The organism is Halomicrobium sp. HArcht1-1 (assembly GCF_058933285.1).
Window position 1 is genome coordinate 1,915,834 of sequence record NZ_JBZYDL010000001.1, and the last position, 17,455, is coordinate 1,933,288.

The window sequence follows — 17,455 nt, forward strand, 5'->3', positions numbered from 1 at the left end:
TTATATTATTTACAAATATATGAAGATGGTTTATATTTCGTGAGGTGGTGTTGGTGCCACAAGTATATTTCAGATTTTCAAGGCAATATTTAATAACTTTCTCTTTATAATCTCTTGCAAACATGAATAGGCGGAATGTTATTCAGTTGGCCGCGTCAACGACTCTCCCGTTAGCGGGTTGTGCGGGTCTCTTCGAAGATGAAGCGGAACTAGACGAAGAGTCGATATTTGGCTGGGATGAACCGTTCTTTGTCGATCAACCGTCGCTAGAATCAGATATAACAGCTCGTATTCGATTCACGACGAGGTCTGATCAAGCACAGGATCGGTTCAGATGGGAGGATAAGCTCGAACGTTTCGGCGGAGGGGCACCCGGTAGTAGCAATTTTTATCAATTTGAGGATGGAAAACGATGTCTGGTCGTACTTGTCGCGCGCCATCCGGAGCCGGGATATGCACTTACACAGTTTGAACAGAGTGATCACGTGCTTTTCGAGGAAGGACAATACGAAGTCGAATTCGTCGAGATTGAAGAGGAAGATTACAATCCAAAATATCTCTACGCTCTCTCACTCTGGATTTTAAATGACACGACTGTCCCTGACGAAATCGAGCCGGTAATCAGTACGGAACGTAGTACTGGCTGACCTCTCGTTTCCAATCCTGTTTTATAGCCGAACTTACATTATAATTGCCAGATTTTCATTTTTGTTCTGCCGACGCTGGCCAGTCCGCCGCTCGATAGTGATGTCGGGACGTGGATGGGGACGATTGGATTGTCATCGCTCACCGATCGCACTTCTGTCGTAAGGGTTGCTCTACATCCGATACCATCGACTGTGATCCGGAGCATCTGGGACCGGTGAGCACAACCGTGCGGTCGGAGCGTCGCTTCCGACGTAATTTTCACCCCGCCCCGCCGAGGTGGGTGTATGGACGACGAGCTACGCGCCCGCGTCGAAGACGCCGCCGAGAAAGCGGCGCTGACGAACGCGGTCAAGCACGACAGCGAGGCACAGGTCGGAGCGATCATGGGACCGTTGATGGGCGAGCACCCGGACTTTCGCGAGTACGGCGACCAGATACCCGGCGTCATCAGTCCCGTCATCGAGCGAGTCAACGGGATGGACGCCGACGAGCGCCGCGAGCGACTGGCCGAGATCGCGCCCGACGTGCTCGACGACCTGGAGAGTGAGGACGAAGAAGACGACCAGCCCCTGCCGGACCTCCCGAACGTCTCCGAGTACGACGAGGTCCGGATGCGACTGGCACCGAACCCCAACGGGCCGTGGCACCTCGGGAGCGCCCGGATGCCGGCCGTCATCGGGACGTACAAGGAGATGTACGACGGGTGGATGCTGTGTCGCTTCGACGACACCGACCCCGAGACCAAGCGGCCGGATCTGGACGCCTACGACGAGATCCGCGACGCGATCGACTACCTCGGCTTCGAGCCCGACGAAGTGATCACGGCCAGCGACCGGGTCGAGACCTACTACGAGTACGCCAGCGAACTGATCGAGAAGGGCGGGGCCTACACCTGCTCGTGCCCGCAGGCGGAGTTTTCCGACATGAAAAACAGCGGTGAGGCCTGTCCACACCGCGAGAAAGACGTCGAGCAGGTCCACGCCGAGTTCGAGGCGATGATCGACGGCGACTACGAGAGCGGCGAGATGGTGCTGCGGGTGAAGACGGACATCGAGCACAAGAATCCCGCACTGCGCGACTGGGTCGCGTTCCGCATGATCGACACGCCCCATCCACGCGAGGAGGCCAGCGACTACCGCTGCTGGCCGATGCTCGACTTCCAGAGCGGGCTCGACGACCACCTCACGGAGATCACCCACATCATCCGGGGGATCGACCTGCAGGACTCGGCAAAGCGCCAGCAGTTCCTCTACGACTACTTCGACTGGGAGTACCCGGAAGTGCTCCACTGGGGCCACGTCCAGATCGACGCCTACGACGTGCCGATGTCGACCTCGACGATCATCGAGAAGATCGAGGCCGGCGAACTCACCGGCTGGGACGACCCGCGCGCGCCGACGATCGCGAGCCTCCGTCGCCGGGGCATCCGCGGCGAGGCCATCGTCGAGGCGATGACGGGGCTTGGCACCTCCACCTCGAACGTCGACCTGGCGATGTCGGCGATCTACGCGAACAACCGCGAGCTGATCGACGACGACGCCGATCGGGCCTTCCTCGTCCGCGACGCCGAGGAGACCGGCGGGATCGTCGAGTGTCAGGTCGTCGGCGGGCCCGAGACCGGGGAGCCGTACGTCCACCCCGACCACGAGGATCGCGGGCGGCGAGCGATTCCGGTTGATGATGCCGTCGTCGTCGAGGGCGACGATCTGCCGCCCCACGGCGAGCGTGTCTGGCTCAAGGGCTACGGCTGCGTTCGCCACACTCGCGACGCGCTGGAGTACACCGGCGACGACCTCGACGTGGTGACCGACGGGGACGTCGACGTGATCCACTGGGCACCCGCGGACGGCCCGAACGTCCGACTGCGAACGATGGACGGGGACGTGAGCGGGATCGCGGAGCCCGGCGTGACCGACTACGAGGCCGACGACGTAGTCCAGTTCGAGCGCGTCGGCTTCGCCCGGATCGACGCGGTCGGCGAGAGCGAGGACGAGAACGTGTTGGCGTACTACGCTCACCCCTGATACTGCTGGCTGTCCGTCTGTGAAGAATTCCGCGACCCGTGGTCGCGAATATCCCGGAGCAGTTACCGCCGGCAGTACGGGGCGGCACCACGCTTTTGTCTCGCCCGCTGTGGGGACTAGATATGGACCCGATCCCAGGTGGCGAGTGCCAGCGGAGCGACGAGTCCGAATCCGACGACGGGACCTGCGACCGCTGTGGTCGCGAACTGGAGTGGACGCTCGATCCCGACGGCGTCCAGCGACGCGAGTGCCCGCACTGCGACTAGGCGGGCCAGCGTCGCGGGGCAGGGCAGACTCCGACGAGCACTTGTATCGGCGGACCGATCTTTCCGGGAGTGACGACTGACACCAGCGGGACGGTCCATTCCGAGATCGCGTTCCACGAGACACCGGCGCGGACGCTCCGGCTCGACGTGTACGAGCCCCGCGAGAGCGGGCCGCGACCGACCGTCGTCCTGTTCCACGGCGGGGCCTTCCGTTCGGGCGAGAAGACCCAACTGGCCGAACAGGCGCGTGCTCTGGCCGACGCGGGATACGTCGTCGTGACCCCGGAGTACCGGCTCGCCGACGAGGCGACGTTCCCGGCCGCGCTGATCGACGCCAAGGCGGCGGTCGAGTGGTGTCGCGTCGAGGGTGCGGAGTACGGGATCGATCCCGAGCGGCTCGCGGCGGCGGGCTACTCAGCGGGAGCGAACCTCGCGACGCTCGTCTCCGTGACGGCCGACGAGCCGGGTTTCGAGCCCGAGGCCTACCCCGGCGCGTCTTCGGCGGTCGCGGCCGCCGTCGGCTGGGCCGGCATCTACGACTTCCGGTGTTTCGACGCGGACCCGGACGCCCACGTCGACTACCTGGGCGGGACGCGTGAGGCGATGCCCGAGGCCTACGACTTCGCGTCGCCGATGGGCCAGACGGACGTGGGGACGCCCCCGACGCTGGTCGTCCACGGCGACGCCGACGAGGTCCTTCCGATCGAGCAGGCCCGGCGGTACGCCGACGCCGTCGACGCGCTGTCGATCGGGGCCTTCGTGGTGATCGACGGGGGCGACCACGGCTTCCCGGACGACGCCTTCGACCGGACGATCGAGGAGACCGACCAGTTCCTCACGGCACAGTTGGGCGGTCAGCGCGACGAGCGGCGGCCGCCGGACGACGGACCGCTAAACGGTGGGCCACTGGACGACGGACCGCTGGGCGACGGCGTGGCTGGCGAGGGTCTCGACACCGGCAAACCGACGGACGACGAACGGATCGGCCGGCGGTAGCACACACCGGTATCAAAGGCTTAAGTGCGTGCCAGCGGAGTATGTAGGTACCAATGGCTATCGATCCCGAGTTCGAGGAGAACCGCGACATCGCCGAGGACCACGAGGGCCACTCGGTGTGGGGGCCGGTTGAGGAGCCCGAGACGCTGGGCATCCACGGAACACACGTCGCCGTCGACTTCGACATCTGTATCGCCGACGGTGCCTGTCTGGAGGACTGTCCGGTCGACGTCTTCGAGTGGGTCGACACGCCGGACCACCCCGAGAGCGAGATCAAGGCAGATCCGGCCCACGAGGACCAGTGTATCGACTGCATGCTCTGTGTCGACGTGTGTCCCGTCGACGCCATCGACGTCGACCCGGGTCGGGCCGGCCGCATCTGACCGTCTCTTTCTGATACTGGCGGCTGTCACTTCGTGAAGAGCTTCGTCACCTCGGGGTGGCGAAATCGGTCACAGATGTACAGCCGGTAGTATGACTGCGTTTTCACCACTCGACAGCACCGCGGCGGTTCGCCGACCTCGTGTCAGGATAATATCCAGCACAAACTACTATTACAGTCCCGTGGGTGAGAACAACACACGAGGTAACAGAGAGCAATGCACACGGTCGTACTGACGAAAGGCGTCCCCGACTTCCGGGAGGGGCAGGTGTCCTTCGACGAGGACGGCCACCTCGAACGGGGGAAGACGCCGACGGTGATGAATCCGAACGACAAGCACGCGCTGCGGGCCGCACTCCAGACGAAGGTCCGCAACGGCGGCACGGTGTCGCTGCTGAGCATGGGACCGCCCGGCTACAAGGAGGTCCTGCAGGAGGGAATGGCGGACGTGTACGCCGACGACCTCTTCCTGCTCTCCGATCGAGAGATGGGGGCGGCAGACACCTGGGCGACGGCGATGACCGTCGCCACCGGGATCGAGAAACTCGACGCGGAGCCCGACCTGATCTTCGCGGGCTTCAAGACCGCCGACGGGGAGACCGGCCACACCGGACCCCAGACCGCCTGGTGCCTGGAGATGCCGACGATCACCCACGTCGTGGCGCTCGATATCGACGAGGACGAAGGGAGCCTTCGCGCGAAGCGACTCGTCGAGGGCGACGTAAGCGAGATCGAGACCGTCGAGACCGATCTCCCGGCGTTCGTCGTCGCCGACCCGGAGTTCGAGCCCACCTACCGGAAGGCGGCCCACCGACTCCGGTGGAAGGACCTCCGGGCAGCGACCCAGGAGCGGGCCGCGAACCTCGATCTGGACGAGGACGTGACCGTCTGGGATCACGAGGATCTGAACCTCGATCCGGACTACATCGGGCTGGACGGCTCGCCGACGATCGTCGCGGGCGTCGACCCGATCCCGAAAGCGCCCGCCGAGCGCGAGGCCACGCTGGTCGACGGCGTCGACGACGAGGCCGGGATGGAACAGGTCTACGACGAACTCGCGGCGTACGCGGCAGGTGACTGACCGTGCCGGAGATCGACCCCACCGACCACGAGATCGCAGCACTCGGTCCGAAGATCAAAGACGTCGACGACCCCGACGAGATCGAGGCGATGCTCGATCTGGAGGCGTCGGGCGAGGACCGGACGGCCGTCGTGACCCTGCTGGAGGATCGCCTGGAGAAACTCACCGCGGCGGACGAGGCGGTCGATCCGACCGCCGTCGACCTCTCGGAGATGACCGTCGCAGACGTGGCGAACCTCGTTCGTGACGTGGACGACGCGGACGTGTTGCGGGCGTTACTCGAACGAGAGCGAGCGGGCGAGGACCGCAAGACGGCAAAGGGCCGGATCGAGAGCCGAATCGAGTCGATCGAGGGCAGCGAAGAGGAGGACGGCGACGGTCCGGCGTACGTCCCGCCAGAGGAGAAGTACCCGGAGCTGGACCACCCGACCAGCGAGAAGCGGTGGGTCGAGGGCACCGTCGGCGGGACCTACCGCGACATGTGGGTCTACTGTGAAACCCAGCAGGGAGAACTGATCGACGTGTCTCGCGAGATGCTGGGCAAGGCCCGGCGGATGATGGACCAGTACAACGGCGAAGCGACCGACGAGACGGACGACGAGGCTCCGACCCAGGACTACGCCGGCGACGAGGACGGCGCTCCGGAGGAGGTGGTGGCAGTCCTGATCGGCGACGGCGTGGGCGAACTGGCGGACGAGGCGATCGCGTACGGCGCAGACAGGGTCGTCTACCACGAGGACGAGCGCCTCGCTCGCTTCCGACACCAGCCCTACACCGAGATCTTCTGTCACATGTGCCGAGACAGTGCGTTCGCGTTCCGCGACTACCACGAGCCCCGGTACACGCTGTTCCCGGCGACGCACAACGGCCGAGACCTCTCGGCGCTCGTCCAGGGCGAACTCGACTCCGGGCTGGCCTCGGACTGCTCGGGGCTGTACATCGAGGACGCCATGATCTCCAACCCCGCCAAGACGGGACAGGCCGGCGACAGCAAGGAGTTCGAGCGCATCCTACACATGAAGCGACCGGACTTCTCGGGGTTCGAGTACTCCACGATCCTCTGTATCGACAAGCCCCACCGAGATTTCCACCCGCAGGGGGGCTCGGTCATTCCGGGGAGCTTCCCGGTGCCCGACCCCGATCCCGAGCGCGAGGGCGAGGTCGTCGAACACGACATGCAACTGGACGAGTCGTGGTTCTCGGTCGCGGTCACGGAGTACGACCAGCTCGACGACGGCGTCGATCTGACCGGTCACGAGGTGGTCGTGGCGATGGGTCGAGGGATCGGCGACGATCCGACCCGCGGGATCGAACTCGGCCTGGAGCTGGTCGACGCCTTCGAAGACGCCGCGTTCGGACTCTCGCGTGGCGTGATCACGTCGTCGTACAGCTTCGACGGCCACGTCGAGCAGTACGTCGGCGAAGACCGACAGATCGGCGAGTCCGGCCAGGTCGTCGAGCCGGACGTGTACGTGGCCGCGGGCATCTCCGGGGCGATCCAGCACAAGGTCGGGATGGACGAGTCGGACACGATCGTCGCGGTCAACACGGACCCCGAGGCCGACATCAGGGAGTTCTCGGATTACTTCGTGGAGGGAGATCTGTTCGAGGTGCTGCCCCGACTCACCGAGGCGCTGGAGTCGGGCGAACTGGCGACGGCGATGCAGGAGGTCAGCGATGACTGAGCACGAACACTACGAGGCCGTCGTGGTCGGCTGTGGCCCCGGCGGCGCGGCGGCGGCGGCGACGCTCGCGAACAACGGCATCGAGACGCTCGTCCTCGAACGCGGGACCGACGCGGGCGCGAAGAACGTCTCGGGCGGGCTCGTCTACGCCGAACAGTCCGCGCCCTACACCATCGACGACCTGTTCCCCGACTTCCGCGAGGAGGCGACCGAACGACCGGCGACGGAGAACTACATCCACAACGTCGCTGGCGACCGCGTCGAGAGCTTCGACATCTCTGCACTGCACCATCACGACACGGCGTGGGCCGACGCCGTGCTCCGGCGACGGATGGACGCCTGGCTCGGCGAGCGCGTCCACGAGATGACCCGCGAGACTGGCGGCGGACTGCTGACTGACGTGCGGGTCACGGGCCTGTTGCGGGATCGTGGCGAGATCGTCGGCGTCGAGACGGCCGAACTCGATCCGATCGAGGCGGATCTGGTCGTCGCCGCCGACGGCGTCAACTCGGAGCTGGCCCGCGACGCCGGGCTGATGGACTGGGAGGAACCCGAAGAGTGGTTCCAGGGGGTCAAGGCCGTCGTCGACATGCCGCCGGAGGTCATCGCCGAGCGGTTCGACATCGACGAGGACGAGGGGGTCGCCCACCTGTTCTCCGGCGACCTGTTCGACGGCGTCCGCGGTGGCGGCTTCCTCTACACCAACGAGGACTCCCTGTCGATCGGGACCGTCTTCCACCTCGACTCCATCGCCGACGAGCGGGCCGAGCCCCACGAACTGCTCGACAACCTCCTCACGCACCCACTGCTGGCCCAGTGGCTCGGCGACGAGTACGAGGAACGCGAGTACGCCGCCAAGCTCGTCCCCGACTCCAAGAAGGCGGCCCACCCCTCTCCCCACAAGGACAGGCTCGTCCTCGTCGGCGACGCCGCCGGCCAGATGCAGGCCCAGGGACCGATCATCAAGGGAATGAACCACGCCGTCACCGCTGGCGCGCTCGCGGCCGAGGCGTTCGCGACGGCGCGCTCTCGTGGCACCCCCCACGACGCGGGCGAGCTGTACGAGGGAAAGCTGCACCGCGAGGGCGTGATGGACAAGCTCCGTCCGACGAGCTACAGGACGCTCGGTCGACTCGGCGAACTCGGTCCCGTGGCGTCGCTGATCGACACCGTCGCGGACTCACCCGTCGGGCGCTTCGCGGTCTCCGCTCTTGGCGAGGACGTGCTGGAACGGCTCTTTGCCTCGCCCAGATTGATGGCGATGATGCCCGACACGCGGACTCCCTACGTGACGATTCCGACGATCATCGCCGAGGAACTCGGCGAGCCGGTCACCGACGAGAACCGCGTCCAGCCGCCGGCACTCGACGATCGGATCGGCGATCTGACCTACAACGTGGGCGATCCGCACATCGAACTGATCGACAACGACTTCGACGCGTCGGGGACGGCCGTGACGGCCTGCCCGGTGAGCGCGGCGGACTTTGGCGGGGGCTGTTACCGCGACGAGTTCGTCCAGACCGACGGCCACGAGGAACACGTCGTCAGCCTCGACACCCAGCCCTGCGTCGAGTGTGGCACCTGCGCCGTCGTCGCCGACACTCACTGGGAACACCCCGACGGCGGGAAGGGCGTCGAGTACCGGGAGGGATAGACCGACGATGTCAGACGCGACGGCGTACGCGGACCGAATCGAGCGGCTGGCCGACGAGGCCACAGTGGCGCGGGAGACAGTCGATCCCGACCCGTCGGACGACGAGCGAGCGATGGCGCTGCTCCGCGAGGGGCTGGGGCCGACCGTGGCCCTGTACTGTGAGGCCCGTACCGGCGAGTCGATCGCGCGGTTCACGACGGCGGAGTTCGACCGACTTCAGGGTGCGGTCGACGACTGGCTGGCGGCCTACGCGGCCTGCTACGGCGTGACGGTCGACGCCGACTACAGCGTCCGTGCGGCCGCCGAGTTACTCGTCGAGACACACAACATCCGCGACGTTGCCCAGTTGCTCACCGACGTACCAGAACGGTAAAGCGCCGTTCTCCGTGGCTCTCTGACGCCGTACGGGGTCCTCGCTTCGAAAGTGATAAACCATTAAGTATAGTGGGGTGGTACCAACCCACATGGAACTGACAGAGCCGCTGCAGTTCGACCACGAGGACCGAAAGGACATCTACGAGTACGTCGAGCGCCACGGCTCGGTCGAGCCCGAGGAGCTGCGGCGCTCGCTGGGGATGGAACCGCGACCGTTCGGCCACCATGTCGCGATCCTCAAGCGCAACGGAACGCTCGAAGCGGTCGACGGAGCGCTGCGAGTCGCCTACGAAGACAGCGCCGAAGAGGAGTTCACGGCCGACGACGTGTCGTTCACGATCCGACAGGCCCGCCAGGAGGACCTGACCGGGCTCGTCGGTGCGATCCGTCAGGCCATCGGTGGCAAGACCTACGTCGACGCCGAGACCGTAGCCGATGTCGTCGACAGCGAGGGCGTCCTCCTGCGGCACAACGAACTCGAATCGCGGATCTTCTTCGTCGCCTGCGTGGAAGACGAGGTCGTCGGCTGGGTCCACCTCAAACATCCAGAGCTCGACAAGCTCAGTCACACCGCGGAGTTGACCCTCGGCGTCCTCGAACAGTACCGCGGCCTCGGAATCGGGAGCCACCTCCTCGAGCGCGGGCTGGAGTGGGCCGCCAAACACGGCTACGAGAAGATCTACAACTCCATCCCCTCGACGAACGAAGAGGCGATCGCGTTCCTCGACGCCCACGGCTGGGAGACCGAGGCCGTCCGCGCGGACCACTACAAGCTCGACGGCGACTACATCGACGAGGTGATGATGGCGAAGGCGCTCTATAGTAACAATTGAACCGATTTACACACCGATCGCACTGCTGTCGTGCGATCGGGTGTGCATTGAATTTCAATGGCTACTCTAGGGCCAGCGGTCCGCTTCGCCCTCGATCGGTACCGGGACGACGCCGTCTCGCTGTGCCCACACCCTGGCGTGGGCCGGACAGACGACGAGGTTCGCTCGCCAGGGGACGTGTAGCTCCACCGCCGCTCGCCGTCGGCAGTCGTCTTCGCCACACTGCATGCGAGAGGGTTGGCGTCGACGGGTGATAGGCGTTGCTCGCTCACAGCGCGACGACGACCATCGTCACCAGCATCGCACCCGTCAGCACGGCCTGCATCACCGACGAGCTGAGGATGCCCAGCGTCGTCACGAGCGCCGCCTTCGCACCGGCGCGTGCGTCCTGCTGGCGGTAGTACTCGACGACGAAGACCGTCAGGGTCATCCCGAGGATCATGCCCAGCGGGCCGCCAGAGACGAAAAAGAGGACGACGCCGACGAGACTGGCGATCACGGCCGTCGTGGTCGAGGCCCCGCCGACCTTCGCCGCGACCGCGCCGCCCAGCCAGTCGATCGCCAGCGTCGCCAGCCCGACCGCGAGCAGGACCGCGAACAACAGCGTGCCGGGCTCGCTGAAGCCGGTGTGCCACCAGTAGACGAGGACGCCTGCGATGGAGAACGGCGCGCCGGGCATCTGCGGGACGACGCTCCCGACGACGCCCACGACGAGCAAGACGAAGGCGAGAGCGAGGACCAGGAGATCGATCATGTGTGGCGGTCGAGTTCCTCCGTGAGTGCATCGTCGCCGTACAGCCGTACCAATCTTTCGACGGTCCGGCCCAGCGCGCGCATACACTCGGCCGTCGAGACGAATCCCAGTTCGTCGGCGACGCGGTCCCAGTCGTAGCCCTGTAGCGCCTTCCGGACGAGGAGCCGTTCCTGGTCGTCGGTGAGCGCGTCGGGTTCGGCGGGCGCGACGAGGTGGGCGAGCGCGAGTCGACGAACCGGCTCGGGCGCGGTGTCGAAGACCCCCGCACCGCCGGGGATGCCCGCGACGAGCCTGCGTTCTGGTTCCGAGAGGTCGATCTCGGGCGTCCCGTCGACAGCACGGAGCACGGTGCGGGCCACGTCGGGATCGAGGTCGTCGAGCGGGTCCGAGAGGACGCTGGCGATCCGGTCGCGGAACCACGAGGCGTGGCGGTCGGCCAGTGCCACCCCCGCCGTCGAGCAGGGCCGGAGCATGATCGCCGAGTACTCCCCGCTCCGATCGTTGCGCGTCGTCGAGCAGTGGACGCTCCGGTAGCCGCTGTCCGCCCAGAAGTCGACGAGTTCGGGCGTCGCACCGTACCCGACGCCGAGCCAGTCGACCGCGTCCGCGAACTCGTCGGCGACCTCGTCGAGCAGTCGCGAGCCGAGTCCGCGGGAGCGCACCGCCGGGTGTGTCGCGATCCGGAGGACGCGCTGACCGACCGGGACACCGGCGGCTTCGTCGCGCAACTGCGTCGTCAACACGTCGGGGATCATGTTGCCACGGACCCGTCCGCCCTCGTACATCTCCGCCCGAAGCGTCGCCGGCAAATCACCCTCGCGGGCCAGCAGGGCGACCGAGACGACGTGTCCGTCGTGGGTGAGCACCCGGACGCCGACGTTGGGCGCGTCGAGCAGTCGCGCGAGGTCGTCGGGCTCCGTTCGGTAGTGAGCGAGGACGAGCAGCCCGAAGACCTCCCGCAGCAGGTGCTCGTCGTCGAGCAAGCGCCGGGAGTCACACTGCTCGTAGTCGACGCTGTCGAGGGTCGCGTCGGCGACCACCTGCTCGACGGCCGGCCGCGCGCCGAGCAACAGCGCACGGAAGACCCACGACTCGACGGGATCGCCGGGCGCGTAGCGGATCGGCTCGGTCAGTCGGCGCTCGCACACCGCGAAGTCGCTGTCGGCCAGCCGTGACCGGAACCGGACCGAGAAGCCACGGCCGGCCCCCTCGTAGCCGTGGACCGTCGTGGTGAACGCGACCGAGGGCGCGTCGAGGAACCGTTCGAGAACCCGAACCGGGAGCGCGGCGGCCTCGTCGACGATCACGAGGTCGGCCTCGTCGGCTGCCGTCGCGGCCGCCGTCGGATCGGCGTAGCGAACCCGTCCATCGGCTGTCCGGAGTTCGTGGGGCGTCTCGGGGTTGTCGCGTCCCCGGAGTGCATCCATCGCCGAGAGTAGCTCGCCGGCCCGGTCGAACACCTCGCGCGCGCTCCGGTACTGGGGCGCGGTCACGAGCACGTCGAGCCCGTCCCGTGCCAGCGCCCCCGCGGCCAGGCCGGCGGCGCTGGACTTGCCCCGACCTCGGTCGGCTTCGACGACCAGCGCGTTGCCCGGGTCGGCCAGTGGCTCGAACCCGCGCACGGCCGCGACCTGATCGTCGGTCAGGCAAGCCTCGTAGGCCGCCCGCGGGAAGTCGTGGTCGTCGGGCGGGGCGGGCTGTCCTCTGGGCACGCGCGGAGCGGGGTCGGTGAGCCCCGACCGCTCGATCGTTCCGCTGTCGGCGTCGACCACGGCGATACCGGGGTGTGCCCGGAGCGTCTCGACCAGTCGCGTCCGGAACTGCCCCGCCACGTCTTCGACGGTCGCGGGCGGAACGGCGAGACGCTCGTCGAACGCGTCGCGTCTGTCGGGCCAGTCCGCCAGCGGGGGCGCGAGCACGAGCAGGAGTCCCCCACCGTCGACGGCACCGACGGCCGCTCCGACGGCGTTGGGCCGACAGGCCTCGTGACAGTCCAGCACGACGGCGCTGCGGGTCCGGCCCAGGAGCTCGCCAGCGTGGACCGTATCGAGGTGCTCGCCGGGGAGACGGTCGGCCGGACCGACGACCGTGAGCGCCTCGCTGCTCACGCCTGCCGCGTCGAGCGCGTCGCCCGCCGCGTCGCGGGTGGCCGACGGCGTGCCGGTGAGAACGAGGACGCGCCGCTCGTCGGCGCGCTGTGCTTCCGCACGGAGCCGTGCCGCCAGTTCCATACCGACACTGTTCCGGCCGCGAGTATGGGCCTGACGGTCCTCTCGGACGGGCCAGACGACCGAAGCGATCCCCGGCCAGCGACCGTGTGGCGGCCTGCCACGGGATTTCGGCTTCGAAACCCCTTTTAGGGCTCGTGTCGCAGTCACGGGTACAGCCTGCACCGGGTTGATGATGCTCCCAGCCTTCTCAGGACTATCCCGGCGGGGGAGCGCGAGCCCGCGTGCAGGAGGTGATCCATCAATGCCAGTATACGTAGATTTCGACGTCCCTGCAGACCTCGCAGACGACGCCCTCGAGGCGCTCGAGGTCGCGCGGGACACAGGAAGTGTCAAGAAAGGAACGAACGAGACGACCAAGGCAATCGAGCGCGGCAACGCCGCACTCGTCCTCGTCGCCGAGGACGTTCAGCCCGAGGAGATCGTCATGCACATCCCGGAACTCGCCGACGAGAAAGACGTGCCGTTCGTCTTCGTCGCCGAGCAGAGTGACCTCGGCCACGCCGCCGGCCTCCAGGTCGGCAGTGCCGCCGCGGCAGTCGTCGACGCCGGTGAGGCGGAAGACGACGTCGAGGACATTGCCAGCAAGGTCGAGGAACTTCGGTGAGGTGACCGAGGATGAGTGCTGAGGAATCCGAAGACAGTGGCTCCACGCCGGCCGAGGTCATCGAGGTCGTGGGCCGTACGGGGATGCACGGCGAGGCCATGCAGGTCAAGTGCCGCATCCGCGAGGGCTCGAACCAGGGTCGGATCATCACCCGAAACGTCCTCGGTCCCGTCCGCGAGGGCGACGTGCTCCAGCTGCGCGAGACCGCACGTGAGGCCGACCAGATCGGAGGTCAGTAACGATGCCTCGAACCCGAGAATGTGACTACTGCGGCGCGGACATCGAGCCCGGTACCGGGACGATGTTCGTCCGAAAGAGCGGAACGACGATCCACTACTGCTCGTCGAAGTGTGAGAACAACGCCGACCTCGGCCGCGAGGCGCGCAACCTCGAGTGGACCGAGGCCGGTCGCGAGACCACCGCTGCAGAGCAGGAAGCGGCCGCCGAAGCCGAGGCAGCCGCCGAAGCAGCGGACGAGCAGGCGGCAGACGAAGCGGACGCCGACGAAGACGAGTCCACCGAGGCAGACGAGACGGCCGACGAGGACGACGCGGAGTCCGCCGAGACCGACGACGAAGAGACCGAGGAGGCCGAGGCATGAGCGAGGACCTCGAACGGACGTTCGTCATGGTCAAGCCCGACGGCGTGCAGCGTGGCCTGATCGGTGACATCGTGAGCCGCTTCGAGGACCGCGGGCTCAAGCTCGTCGGCGCGAAGTTCATGCAGATCGACCGAGACCTCGCCGAGGAACACTACGGCGAGCACGAGGGCAAGCCGTTCTTCGAGGGTCTCGTCGAGTTCATCACGTCCGGCCCGGTCTTCGCGATGGTCTGGGAAGGACAGGACGCCGTCCGACAGGTCCGCTCGATGATGGGCGAGACCGATCCGGCCGAGTCCGCACCCGGAACGATCCGCGGTGATCTCGGACTCGACCTCGGACGGAACGTCATCCACGGCTCCGACCACGAGGACGAGGGCTCGAACGAGCGAGAGATCGAGCTCTTCTTCGACGAGGACGAACTCGTCGAGTGGGAGCGCATCGACGAAACCTGGCTCTACGAGTAAGCCAGCCGCTCCGATTTTTTCGACCAAACGCCGACAGCCGCGCCGAAAGCGGCTTCTGACTCCGGTCCGAGGGACGGATATGAGCATCACACTCTACCAGCTCGATGGCTGTCCGTACTGCGAGGCGGTCGCCGAGCGACTGGCCGAACTCGACATCGAGTACGACTCGGTGTGGGTCGACGCGCTCCACTCACAGCGAGACGAAGTCAAGCGCGTCTCGGGCCAGCGCGGCGTCCCGGTCCTCGTCGACGAGGACCGCGGCGTCACTATGGCCGAGTCCGAACGGATCCTCGAGTTCGTCGAGCGGAGCTACGCCTGACCGGGTGTCGAGAAGACGTAGGCGAGTGCCGCCCCGACCGCCACGAACACCATCGGGAACAGGAACATCGCGACGAGCGTCCACAGGAGTGCGGGAGCCGAGACCGCCTGTGCGGTCTCGCCCGTGATCCGCCGGACGAAGACGAACGAGCCGAGCGCCCCGACGGCGACGTAGGGAATGGCGAATCCAGTGGCGACCATCGCGCTCTCTTCTGTGCCCCCGACCGTCACCGGCGGTGTTCGCTGGCGTTCGAAGAGGAACCCGGCAGCGAGGAGCACGACGATCGGGAGGGCGAAAAAGAGGACGGCCGGGAAGAACGGCTGGCCGTACAGGAGATTGTTCAGCCCCGATCCGGCCTGGACGCCCTGCGAGACCGTCGTCGCGATCGGGACGTGGTGAGCGCTGTACACCACGTAGACGTACTGGACGGCCTTCGTCCAGAGCGACCAGTCCGCTCTGGTGACTGCGGACCCCGAGAGCGCGAGTGCGACGACGATCGCGGCGTACTGGACGGCGAGTGTCCCGACCGACGCGATAGCTGCGCGGAGCCACGGGAACTCCGTGAGGGAGGGCTTCAACAGTGGCTGGTCGGCTGCTGTCGAGGCCGCCGAGTCGTCGGTCGCGTCGGTCGTGTCGTCTGTCACTGGTACCTACACGTACGAATCGCGAACACCGCAAAAAGCGTTCCGGTGGTCCTACTCGTCTGCCTCGAACTCCAGGGCCGCGCCGTTGATGCAGTAGCGCTTGCCGGTCGGTTCGGGACCGTCGTCGAAGACGTGGCCGAGATGGCCCTCACAGTTCGCACAGACGACCTCCGTGCGGTCCATTCCGTGGCTGGTGTCTCGACGGGTCTCGATCGCGCCCTCGTCGTACACGTCCCAGAAGCTCGGCCAGCCCGTCTCGGAGTCGAACTTCTCCCCGCTGTCGAACAGCGCCGTCCCACAGCCCGCACACTGGAACTGCCCGTCGTCTTTCACGTCGATCAGATCGCTACTGAACCGCGGCTCGGTGCCCTGCTCACGCATGACCCGGTACTCCTCTTCGGTGAGGATCTCGCGCCACTCCTCGTCGTTGCCCGGCGTTTCGTCGGTGGTTTTCTCACTCATGACTCTCCGTTGGGGACGGAGACACAAAAGCGTAGAGCGATCGGACGGAGGTCGCGTCACTCGCCCGACGCCACCGCGCTGGCTCGCGGGCTGTCACCGGCGTGGGGAGTCGCGCGTTCCCGGACCGTCGCCCCGTGGACGCTCTCGGTCGTGTCGTCGACGACGACGACCTCGCCGGGACTGGTGGGGAGTTGCGCTGTCAGCGAGCCGGTCAGGTACGTCGGCTGGGCCGCCGTGAGCGCCTCGATGTCGCGGCCCGACGTGAGCCGGTGGGCCACGAGCAGATCGGACTGGGAGATGCCGACGGCCGGGACGGCACTCGGGCGCTGTGTCGCACAGACGAGGCTGACGCCGGGCGTTCGCCCGCGCGTGAGGAGCTGTCGCAGGCCCGGGTCGGCGACGCCGTCGAAGAACGCGTGGGCCTCGTCGACGAGTAGCCAGGGGAGTCGTTCGATCCGACCGTCGATCCGACCACGATAGAGGAGGTCACAGATCGCCCTGACGACGGCGTTGGCCGGGGCCGAATCCAGCCTCGACACGTCGACGACCGTGACCGCACCGTCGGCGAGGGCCGTCGCCGTCAGCCCCGCTGGGTCGAACACGTCCCAGCGGTCGGCCACGTCGAGGTGGTTTCGAACGGTCCGGACCACGCCGGCCGACGCGTCGGCCGACCGGACCGATCCCCGCATCTCCGAGAGCGACTGTCCGTCGCTGGCGGCCTGCCAGAGCAGACTGCCCGCGGCACTGTCGGGGGCCAGCCCCAGCAGCCGACACCACGTCCGGGGTGACAGCGACGACGGCGCGACCCGCGGCTCGTCGACGACGGTGGCCGGAACCGGATCGCCGCTGGCGTCGGCTGCCAGCGTTCCGAACTCTCCCATCGTGTCGACGAGTACCGGACCGGTTCCGCCAGCGCGCGCGAGTCCCTCCGCGATCACGCCCAGCGTGTAGGACTTCCCGTATCCTCGCTTGCCCACGATCGTGACGGCGTGTGGCCGGTCGAGATCGAGGTAGACCGGGCCGACGCCGCTGCCGTCGCTGGCGCGATAGGTGCCGAGTCTGACCGTCGGGCCGCCGTCGAGACCGCGCTCGCGTCCGAGTACGAAGCTCACGTCGCCGTGTCGATCCGTCCTGCCTCAAAAAGGCCCGGCCCCGTCGTCACAGCCGGCTCAATCGGCCCGTCACGTCGTCCATCCACTCTGGCACGTCCAGGTTCGCCAGCGTGCCGTCCTCCCAGGTCGTCACCACGTCCACGTCACCGTCGCGCGTCACGTCGATGCGCCACTTCCGGCCGTCCTCCGCGGTGACGTCGAAGCGACCTCCGCCGTTCGAGAGTGGCTTGACGTGTTCGACCGTGACGGTATCCCCCGTGTACAGCTCCAGCGTGTCGCCCATATCCGACTGCGAGGGTCGCACGGACTTAAATCACGCA

The 17,455-nt window shown here is 66.8% G+C and carries 22 protein-coding genes; 15 read left to right on the forward strand and 7 right to left on the reverse strand.

Annotated features, from left to right (window positions below; genetic code table 11):
- Positions 1-122 precede the first annotated feature (122 nt).
- The 10 genes from AC5FRZ_RS10100 to AC5FRZ_RS10145 all read left to right on the forward strand — a co-directional run bounded on the left by AC5FRZ_RS10100 (position 123) and on the right by AC5FRZ_RS10145 (position 9,944).
- Positions 123-647, forward strand: a complete 525-nt coding sequence (locus AC5FRZ_RS10100) for a hypothetical protein (RefSeq protein WP_493564508.1) — start codon at positions 123-125, stop codon at positions 645-647.
- 285 nt (positions 648-932) lie between these two features.
- The gene (locus AC5FRZ_RS10105; protein ID WP_493564509.1) at positions 933-2,672 is read left to right on the forward strand and encodes a glutamate--tRNA ligase; all 1,740 of its coding nucleotides are present in this window, start codon (positions 933-935) and stop codon (positions 2,670-2,672) included.
- A 122-nt stretch (positions 2,673-2,794) separates the two neighbouring features.
- Positions 2,795-2,938, forward strand: coding sequence for a hypothetical protein (locus AC5FRZ_RS10110; RefSeq protein WP_170094571.1), 144 nt, complete (start codon positions 2,795-2,797; stop codon positions 2,936-2,938).
- A 69-nt stretch (positions 2,939-3,007) separates the two neighbouring features.
- Entirely contained in the window at positions 3,008-3,934 is a 927-nt protein-coding gene (locus AC5FRZ_RS10115; protein WP_493564510.1) for an alpha/beta hydrolase fold domain-containing protein, read from the forward strand.
- A gap of 53 nt (positions 3,935-3,987) precedes the next feature.
- Positions 3,988-4,317: a 4Fe-4S dicluster domain-containing protein gene (locus tag AC5FRZ_RS10120; protein ID WP_015763560.1), complete on the forward strand. Its 330-nt coding sequence runs from the start codon at positions 3,988-3,990 to the stop codon at positions 4,315-4,317.
- Between the two features lie 216 nt (positions 4,318-4,533).
- Positions 4,534-5,397 (forward strand): electron transfer flavoprotein subunit beta/FixA family protein, encoded by an 864-nt coding sequence (locus AC5FRZ_RS10125; RefSeq protein ID WP_170094574.1) that lies wholly within the window; start codon positions 4,534-4,536, stop codon positions 5,395-5,397.
- Positions 5,398-5,399: 2 nt separating this feature from the next.
- Positions 5,400-7,082, forward strand: coding sequence for an electron transfer flavoprotein subunit alpha/FixB family protein (locus tag AC5FRZ_RS10130; protein ID WP_493564511.1), 1,683 nt, complete (start codon positions 5,400-5,402; stop codon positions 7,080-7,082).
- On the forward strand, positions 7,075-8,736 hold the full coding sequence (locus tag AC5FRZ_RS10135; protein WP_493564512.1) for an FAD-dependent monooxygenase: 1,662 nt from the start codon (positions 7,075-7,077) through the stop codon (positions 8,734-8,736). The genes AC5FRZ_RS10130 and AC5FRZ_RS10135 overlap by 8 nt, the downstream gene beginning before the upstream one ends.
- Before the next feature lie 7 nt (positions 8,737-8,743).
- Positions 8,744-9,109, forward strand: coding sequence for a DUF8055 family protein (locus tag AC5FRZ_RS10140; RefSeq protein WP_493564513.1), 366 nt, complete (start codon positions 8,744-8,746; stop codon positions 9,107-9,109).
- Between the two features lie 91 nt (positions 9,110-9,200).
- Positions 9,201-9,944, forward strand: coding sequence for a GNAT family N-acetyltransferase (locus AC5FRZ_RS10145; protein ID WP_493564514.1), 744 nt, complete (start codon positions 9,201-9,203; stop codon positions 9,942-9,944).
- A gap of 66 nt (positions 9,945-10,010) precedes the next feature.
- Here the strand turns inward: AC5FRZ_RS10145 and AC5FRZ_RS10150 are convergent, their stop codons facing one another.
- The 3 genes from AC5FRZ_RS10150 to tmcA are packed head-to-tail and all read right to left on the reverse strand — an operon-like array spanning position 10,011 to position 12,929.
- Positions 10,011-10,172, reverse strand: coding sequence for a DUF8014 family protein (locus AC5FRZ_RS10150; RefSeq protein WP_208626051.1), 162 nt, complete (start codon positions 10,170-10,172; stop codon positions 10,011-10,013).
- Between the two features lie 40 nt (positions 10,173-10,212).
- Complete coding sequence (locus AC5FRZ_RS10155) at positions 10,213-10,698, reverse strand: DUF456 domain-containing protein (protein ID WP_493564515.1); 486 nt, start codon at positions 10,696-10,698, stop codon at positions 10,213-10,215.
- Positions 10,695-12,929: a tRNA(Met) cytidine acetyltransferase TmcA gene (gene tmcA, locus AC5FRZ_RS10160; RefSeq protein WP_493564516.1), complete on the reverse strand. Its 2,235-nt coding sequence runs from the start codon at positions 12,927-12,929 to the stop codon at positions 10,695-10,697. The genes AC5FRZ_RS10155 and tmcA overlap by 4 nt, the downstream gene beginning before the upstream one ends.
- Positions 12,930-13,170: 241 nt before the next feature.
- Between tmcA and rpl7ae the strand changes: the two genes are divergently transcribed.
- The 5 genes from rpl7ae (at position 13,171) to AC5FRZ_RS10185 (ending at position 14,917) form a co-directional block, all read left to right on the forward strand.
- Entirely contained in the window at positions 13,171-13,533 is a 363-nt protein-coding gene (gene rpl7ae / locus AC5FRZ_RS10165; protein WP_015763569.1) for a 50S ribosomal protein L7Ae, read from the forward strand.
- An 11-nt stretch (positions 13,534-13,544) separates the two neighbouring features.
- Complete coding sequence (locus tag AC5FRZ_RS10170) at positions 13,545-13,772, forward strand: 30S ribosomal protein S28e (protein ID WP_015763570.1); 228 nt, start codon at positions 13,545-13,547, stop codon at positions 13,770-13,772.
- 2 nt (positions 13,773-13,774) lie between these two features.
- Positions 13,775-14,134: a 50S ribosomal protein L24e gene (locus AC5FRZ_RS10175; protein WP_170094581.1), complete on the forward strand. Its 360-nt coding sequence runs from the start codon at positions 13,775-13,777 to the stop codon at positions 14,132-14,134.
- On the forward strand, positions 14,131-14,598 hold the full coding sequence (gene ndk, locus AC5FRZ_RS10180; protein WP_170094582.1) for a nucleoside-diphosphate kinase: 468 nt from the start codon (positions 14,131-14,133) through the stop codon (positions 14,596-14,598). Before AC5FRZ_RS10175 ends, ndk begins: the two co-directional genes overlap by 4 nt.
- Positions 14,599-14,677: 79 nt before the next feature.
- Complete coding sequence (locus tag AC5FRZ_RS10185) at positions 14,678-14,917, forward strand: glutaredoxin family protein (RefSeq protein ID WP_493564517.1); 240 nt, start codon at positions 14,678-14,680, stop codon at positions 14,915-14,917.
- On the opposite strand, the gene AC5FRZ_RS10190 is transcribed toward AC5FRZ_RS10185, so the two are convergent.
- The 4 genes from AC5FRZ_RS10190 to AC5FRZ_RS10205 are packed head-to-tail and all read right to left on the reverse strand — an operon-like array spanning position 14,908 to position 17,418.
- Positions 14,908-15,561 carry a DUF7978 family protein gene (locus AC5FRZ_RS10190; RefSeq protein ID WP_493564518.1) on the reverse strand — a complete coding sequence of 218 codons (654 nt, stop codon included), beginning with the start codon at positions 15,559-15,561 and terminating at the stop codon, positions 14,908-14,910. The two genes, AC5FRZ_RS10185 and AC5FRZ_RS10190, sit on opposite strands and share 10 nt — an antisense overlap.
- Positions 15,562-15,612: 51 nt before the next feature.
- Entirely contained in the window at positions 15,613-16,023 is a 411-nt protein-coding gene (gene msrB, locus AC5FRZ_RS10195) for a peptide-methionine (R)-S-oxide reductase MsrB (protein ID WP_170094584.1), read from the reverse strand.
- 56 nt (positions 16,024-16,079) lie between these two features.
- The gene (locus AC5FRZ_RS10200) at positions 16,080-17,135 is read right to left on the reverse strand and encodes an ATP-binding protein (protein ID WP_493564519.1); all 1,056 of its coding nucleotides are present in this window, start codon (positions 17,133-17,135) and stop codon (positions 16,080-16,082) included.
- Positions 17,136-17,181: 46 nt separating this feature from the next.
- Positions 17,182-17,418: a hypothetical protein gene (locus AC5FRZ_RS10205; protein ID WP_015763577.1), complete on the reverse strand. Its 237-nt coding sequence runs from the start codon at positions 17,416-17,418 to the stop codon at positions 17,182-17,184.
- Positions 17,419-17,455 lie beyond the last annotated feature (37 nt).

Bases quoted from the DNA above. Each gene is read 5' to 3' on its own strand.
- AC5FRZ_RS10100 (WP_493564508.1), top strand. From the start codon at position 123: ATGAATAGGCGGAATGTTATTCAGTTGGCCGCGTCAACGACTCTCCCG.
- AC5FRZ_RS10110 (WP_170094571.1), top strand. From the start codon at position 2,795: ATGGACCCGATCCCAGGTGGCGAGTGCCAGCGGAGCGACGAGTCCGAA.
- AC5FRZ_RS10140 (WP_493564513.1), top strand. From the start codon at position 8,744: ATGTCAGACGCGACGGCGTACGCGGACCGAATCGAGCGGCTGGCCGAC.
- AC5FRZ_RS10150 (WP_208626051.1), bottom strand. From the start codon at position 10,172: ATGCAGTGTGGCGAAGACGACTGCCGACGGCGAGCGGCGGTGGAGCTA.
- AC5FRZ_RS10105 (WP_493564509.1), top strand. From the start codon at position 933: ATGGACGACGAGCTACGCGCCCGCGTCGAAGACGCCGCCGAGAAAGCG.
- ndk (WP_170094582.1), top strand. From the start codon at position 14,131: ATGAGCGAGGACCTCGAACGGACGTTCGTCATGGTCAAGCCCGACGGC.
- rpl7ae (WP_015763569.1), top strand. From the start codon at position 13,171: ATGCCAGTATACGTAGATTTCGACGTCCCTGCAGACCTCGCAGACGAC.
- AC5FRZ_RS10145 (WP_493564514.1), top strand. From the start codon at position 9,201: ATGGAACTGACAGAGCCGCTGCAGTTCGACCACGAGGACCGAAAGGAC.
- AC5FRZ_RS10175 (WP_170094581.1), top strand. From the start codon at position 13,775: ATGCCTCGAACCCGAGAATGTGACTACTGCGGCGCGGACATCGAGCCC.
- AC5FRZ_RS10135 (WP_493564512.1), top strand. From the start codon at position 7,075: ATGACTGAGCACGAACACTACGAGGCCGTCGTGGTCGGCTGTGGCCCC.
- AC5FRZ_RS10185 (WP_493564517.1), top strand. From the start codon at position 14,678: ATGAGCATCACACTCTACCAGCTCGATGGCTGTCCGTACTGCGAGGCG.
- AC5FRZ_RS10205 (WP_015763577.1), bottom strand. From the start codon at position 17,418: ATGGGCGACACGCTGGAGCTGTACACGGGGGATACCGTCACGGTCGAA.
- tmcA (WP_493564516.1), bottom strand. From the start codon at position 12,929: ATGGAACTGGCGGCACGGCTCCGTGCGGAAGCACAGCGCGCCGACGAG.
- AC5FRZ_RS10125 (WP_170094574.1), top strand. From the start codon at position 4,534: ATGCACACGGTCGTACTGACGAAAGGCGTCCCCGACTTCCGGGAGGGG.
- msrB (WP_170094584.1), bottom strand. From the start codon at position 16,023: ATGAGTGAGAAAACCACCGACGAAACGCCGGGCAACGACGAGGAGTGG.
- AC5FRZ_RS10170 (WP_015763570.1), top strand. From the start codon at position 13,545: ATGAGTGCTGAGGAATCCGAAGACAGTGGCTCCACGCCGGCCGAGGTC.
- AC5FRZ_RS10155 (WP_493564515.1), bottom strand. From the start codon at position 10,698: ATGATCGATCTCCTGGTCCTCGCTCTCGCCTTCGTCTTGCTCGTCGTG.
- AC5FRZ_RS10120 (WP_015763560.1), top strand. From the start codon at position 3,988: ATGGCTATCGATCCCGAGTTCGAGGAGAACCGCGACATCGCCGAGGAC.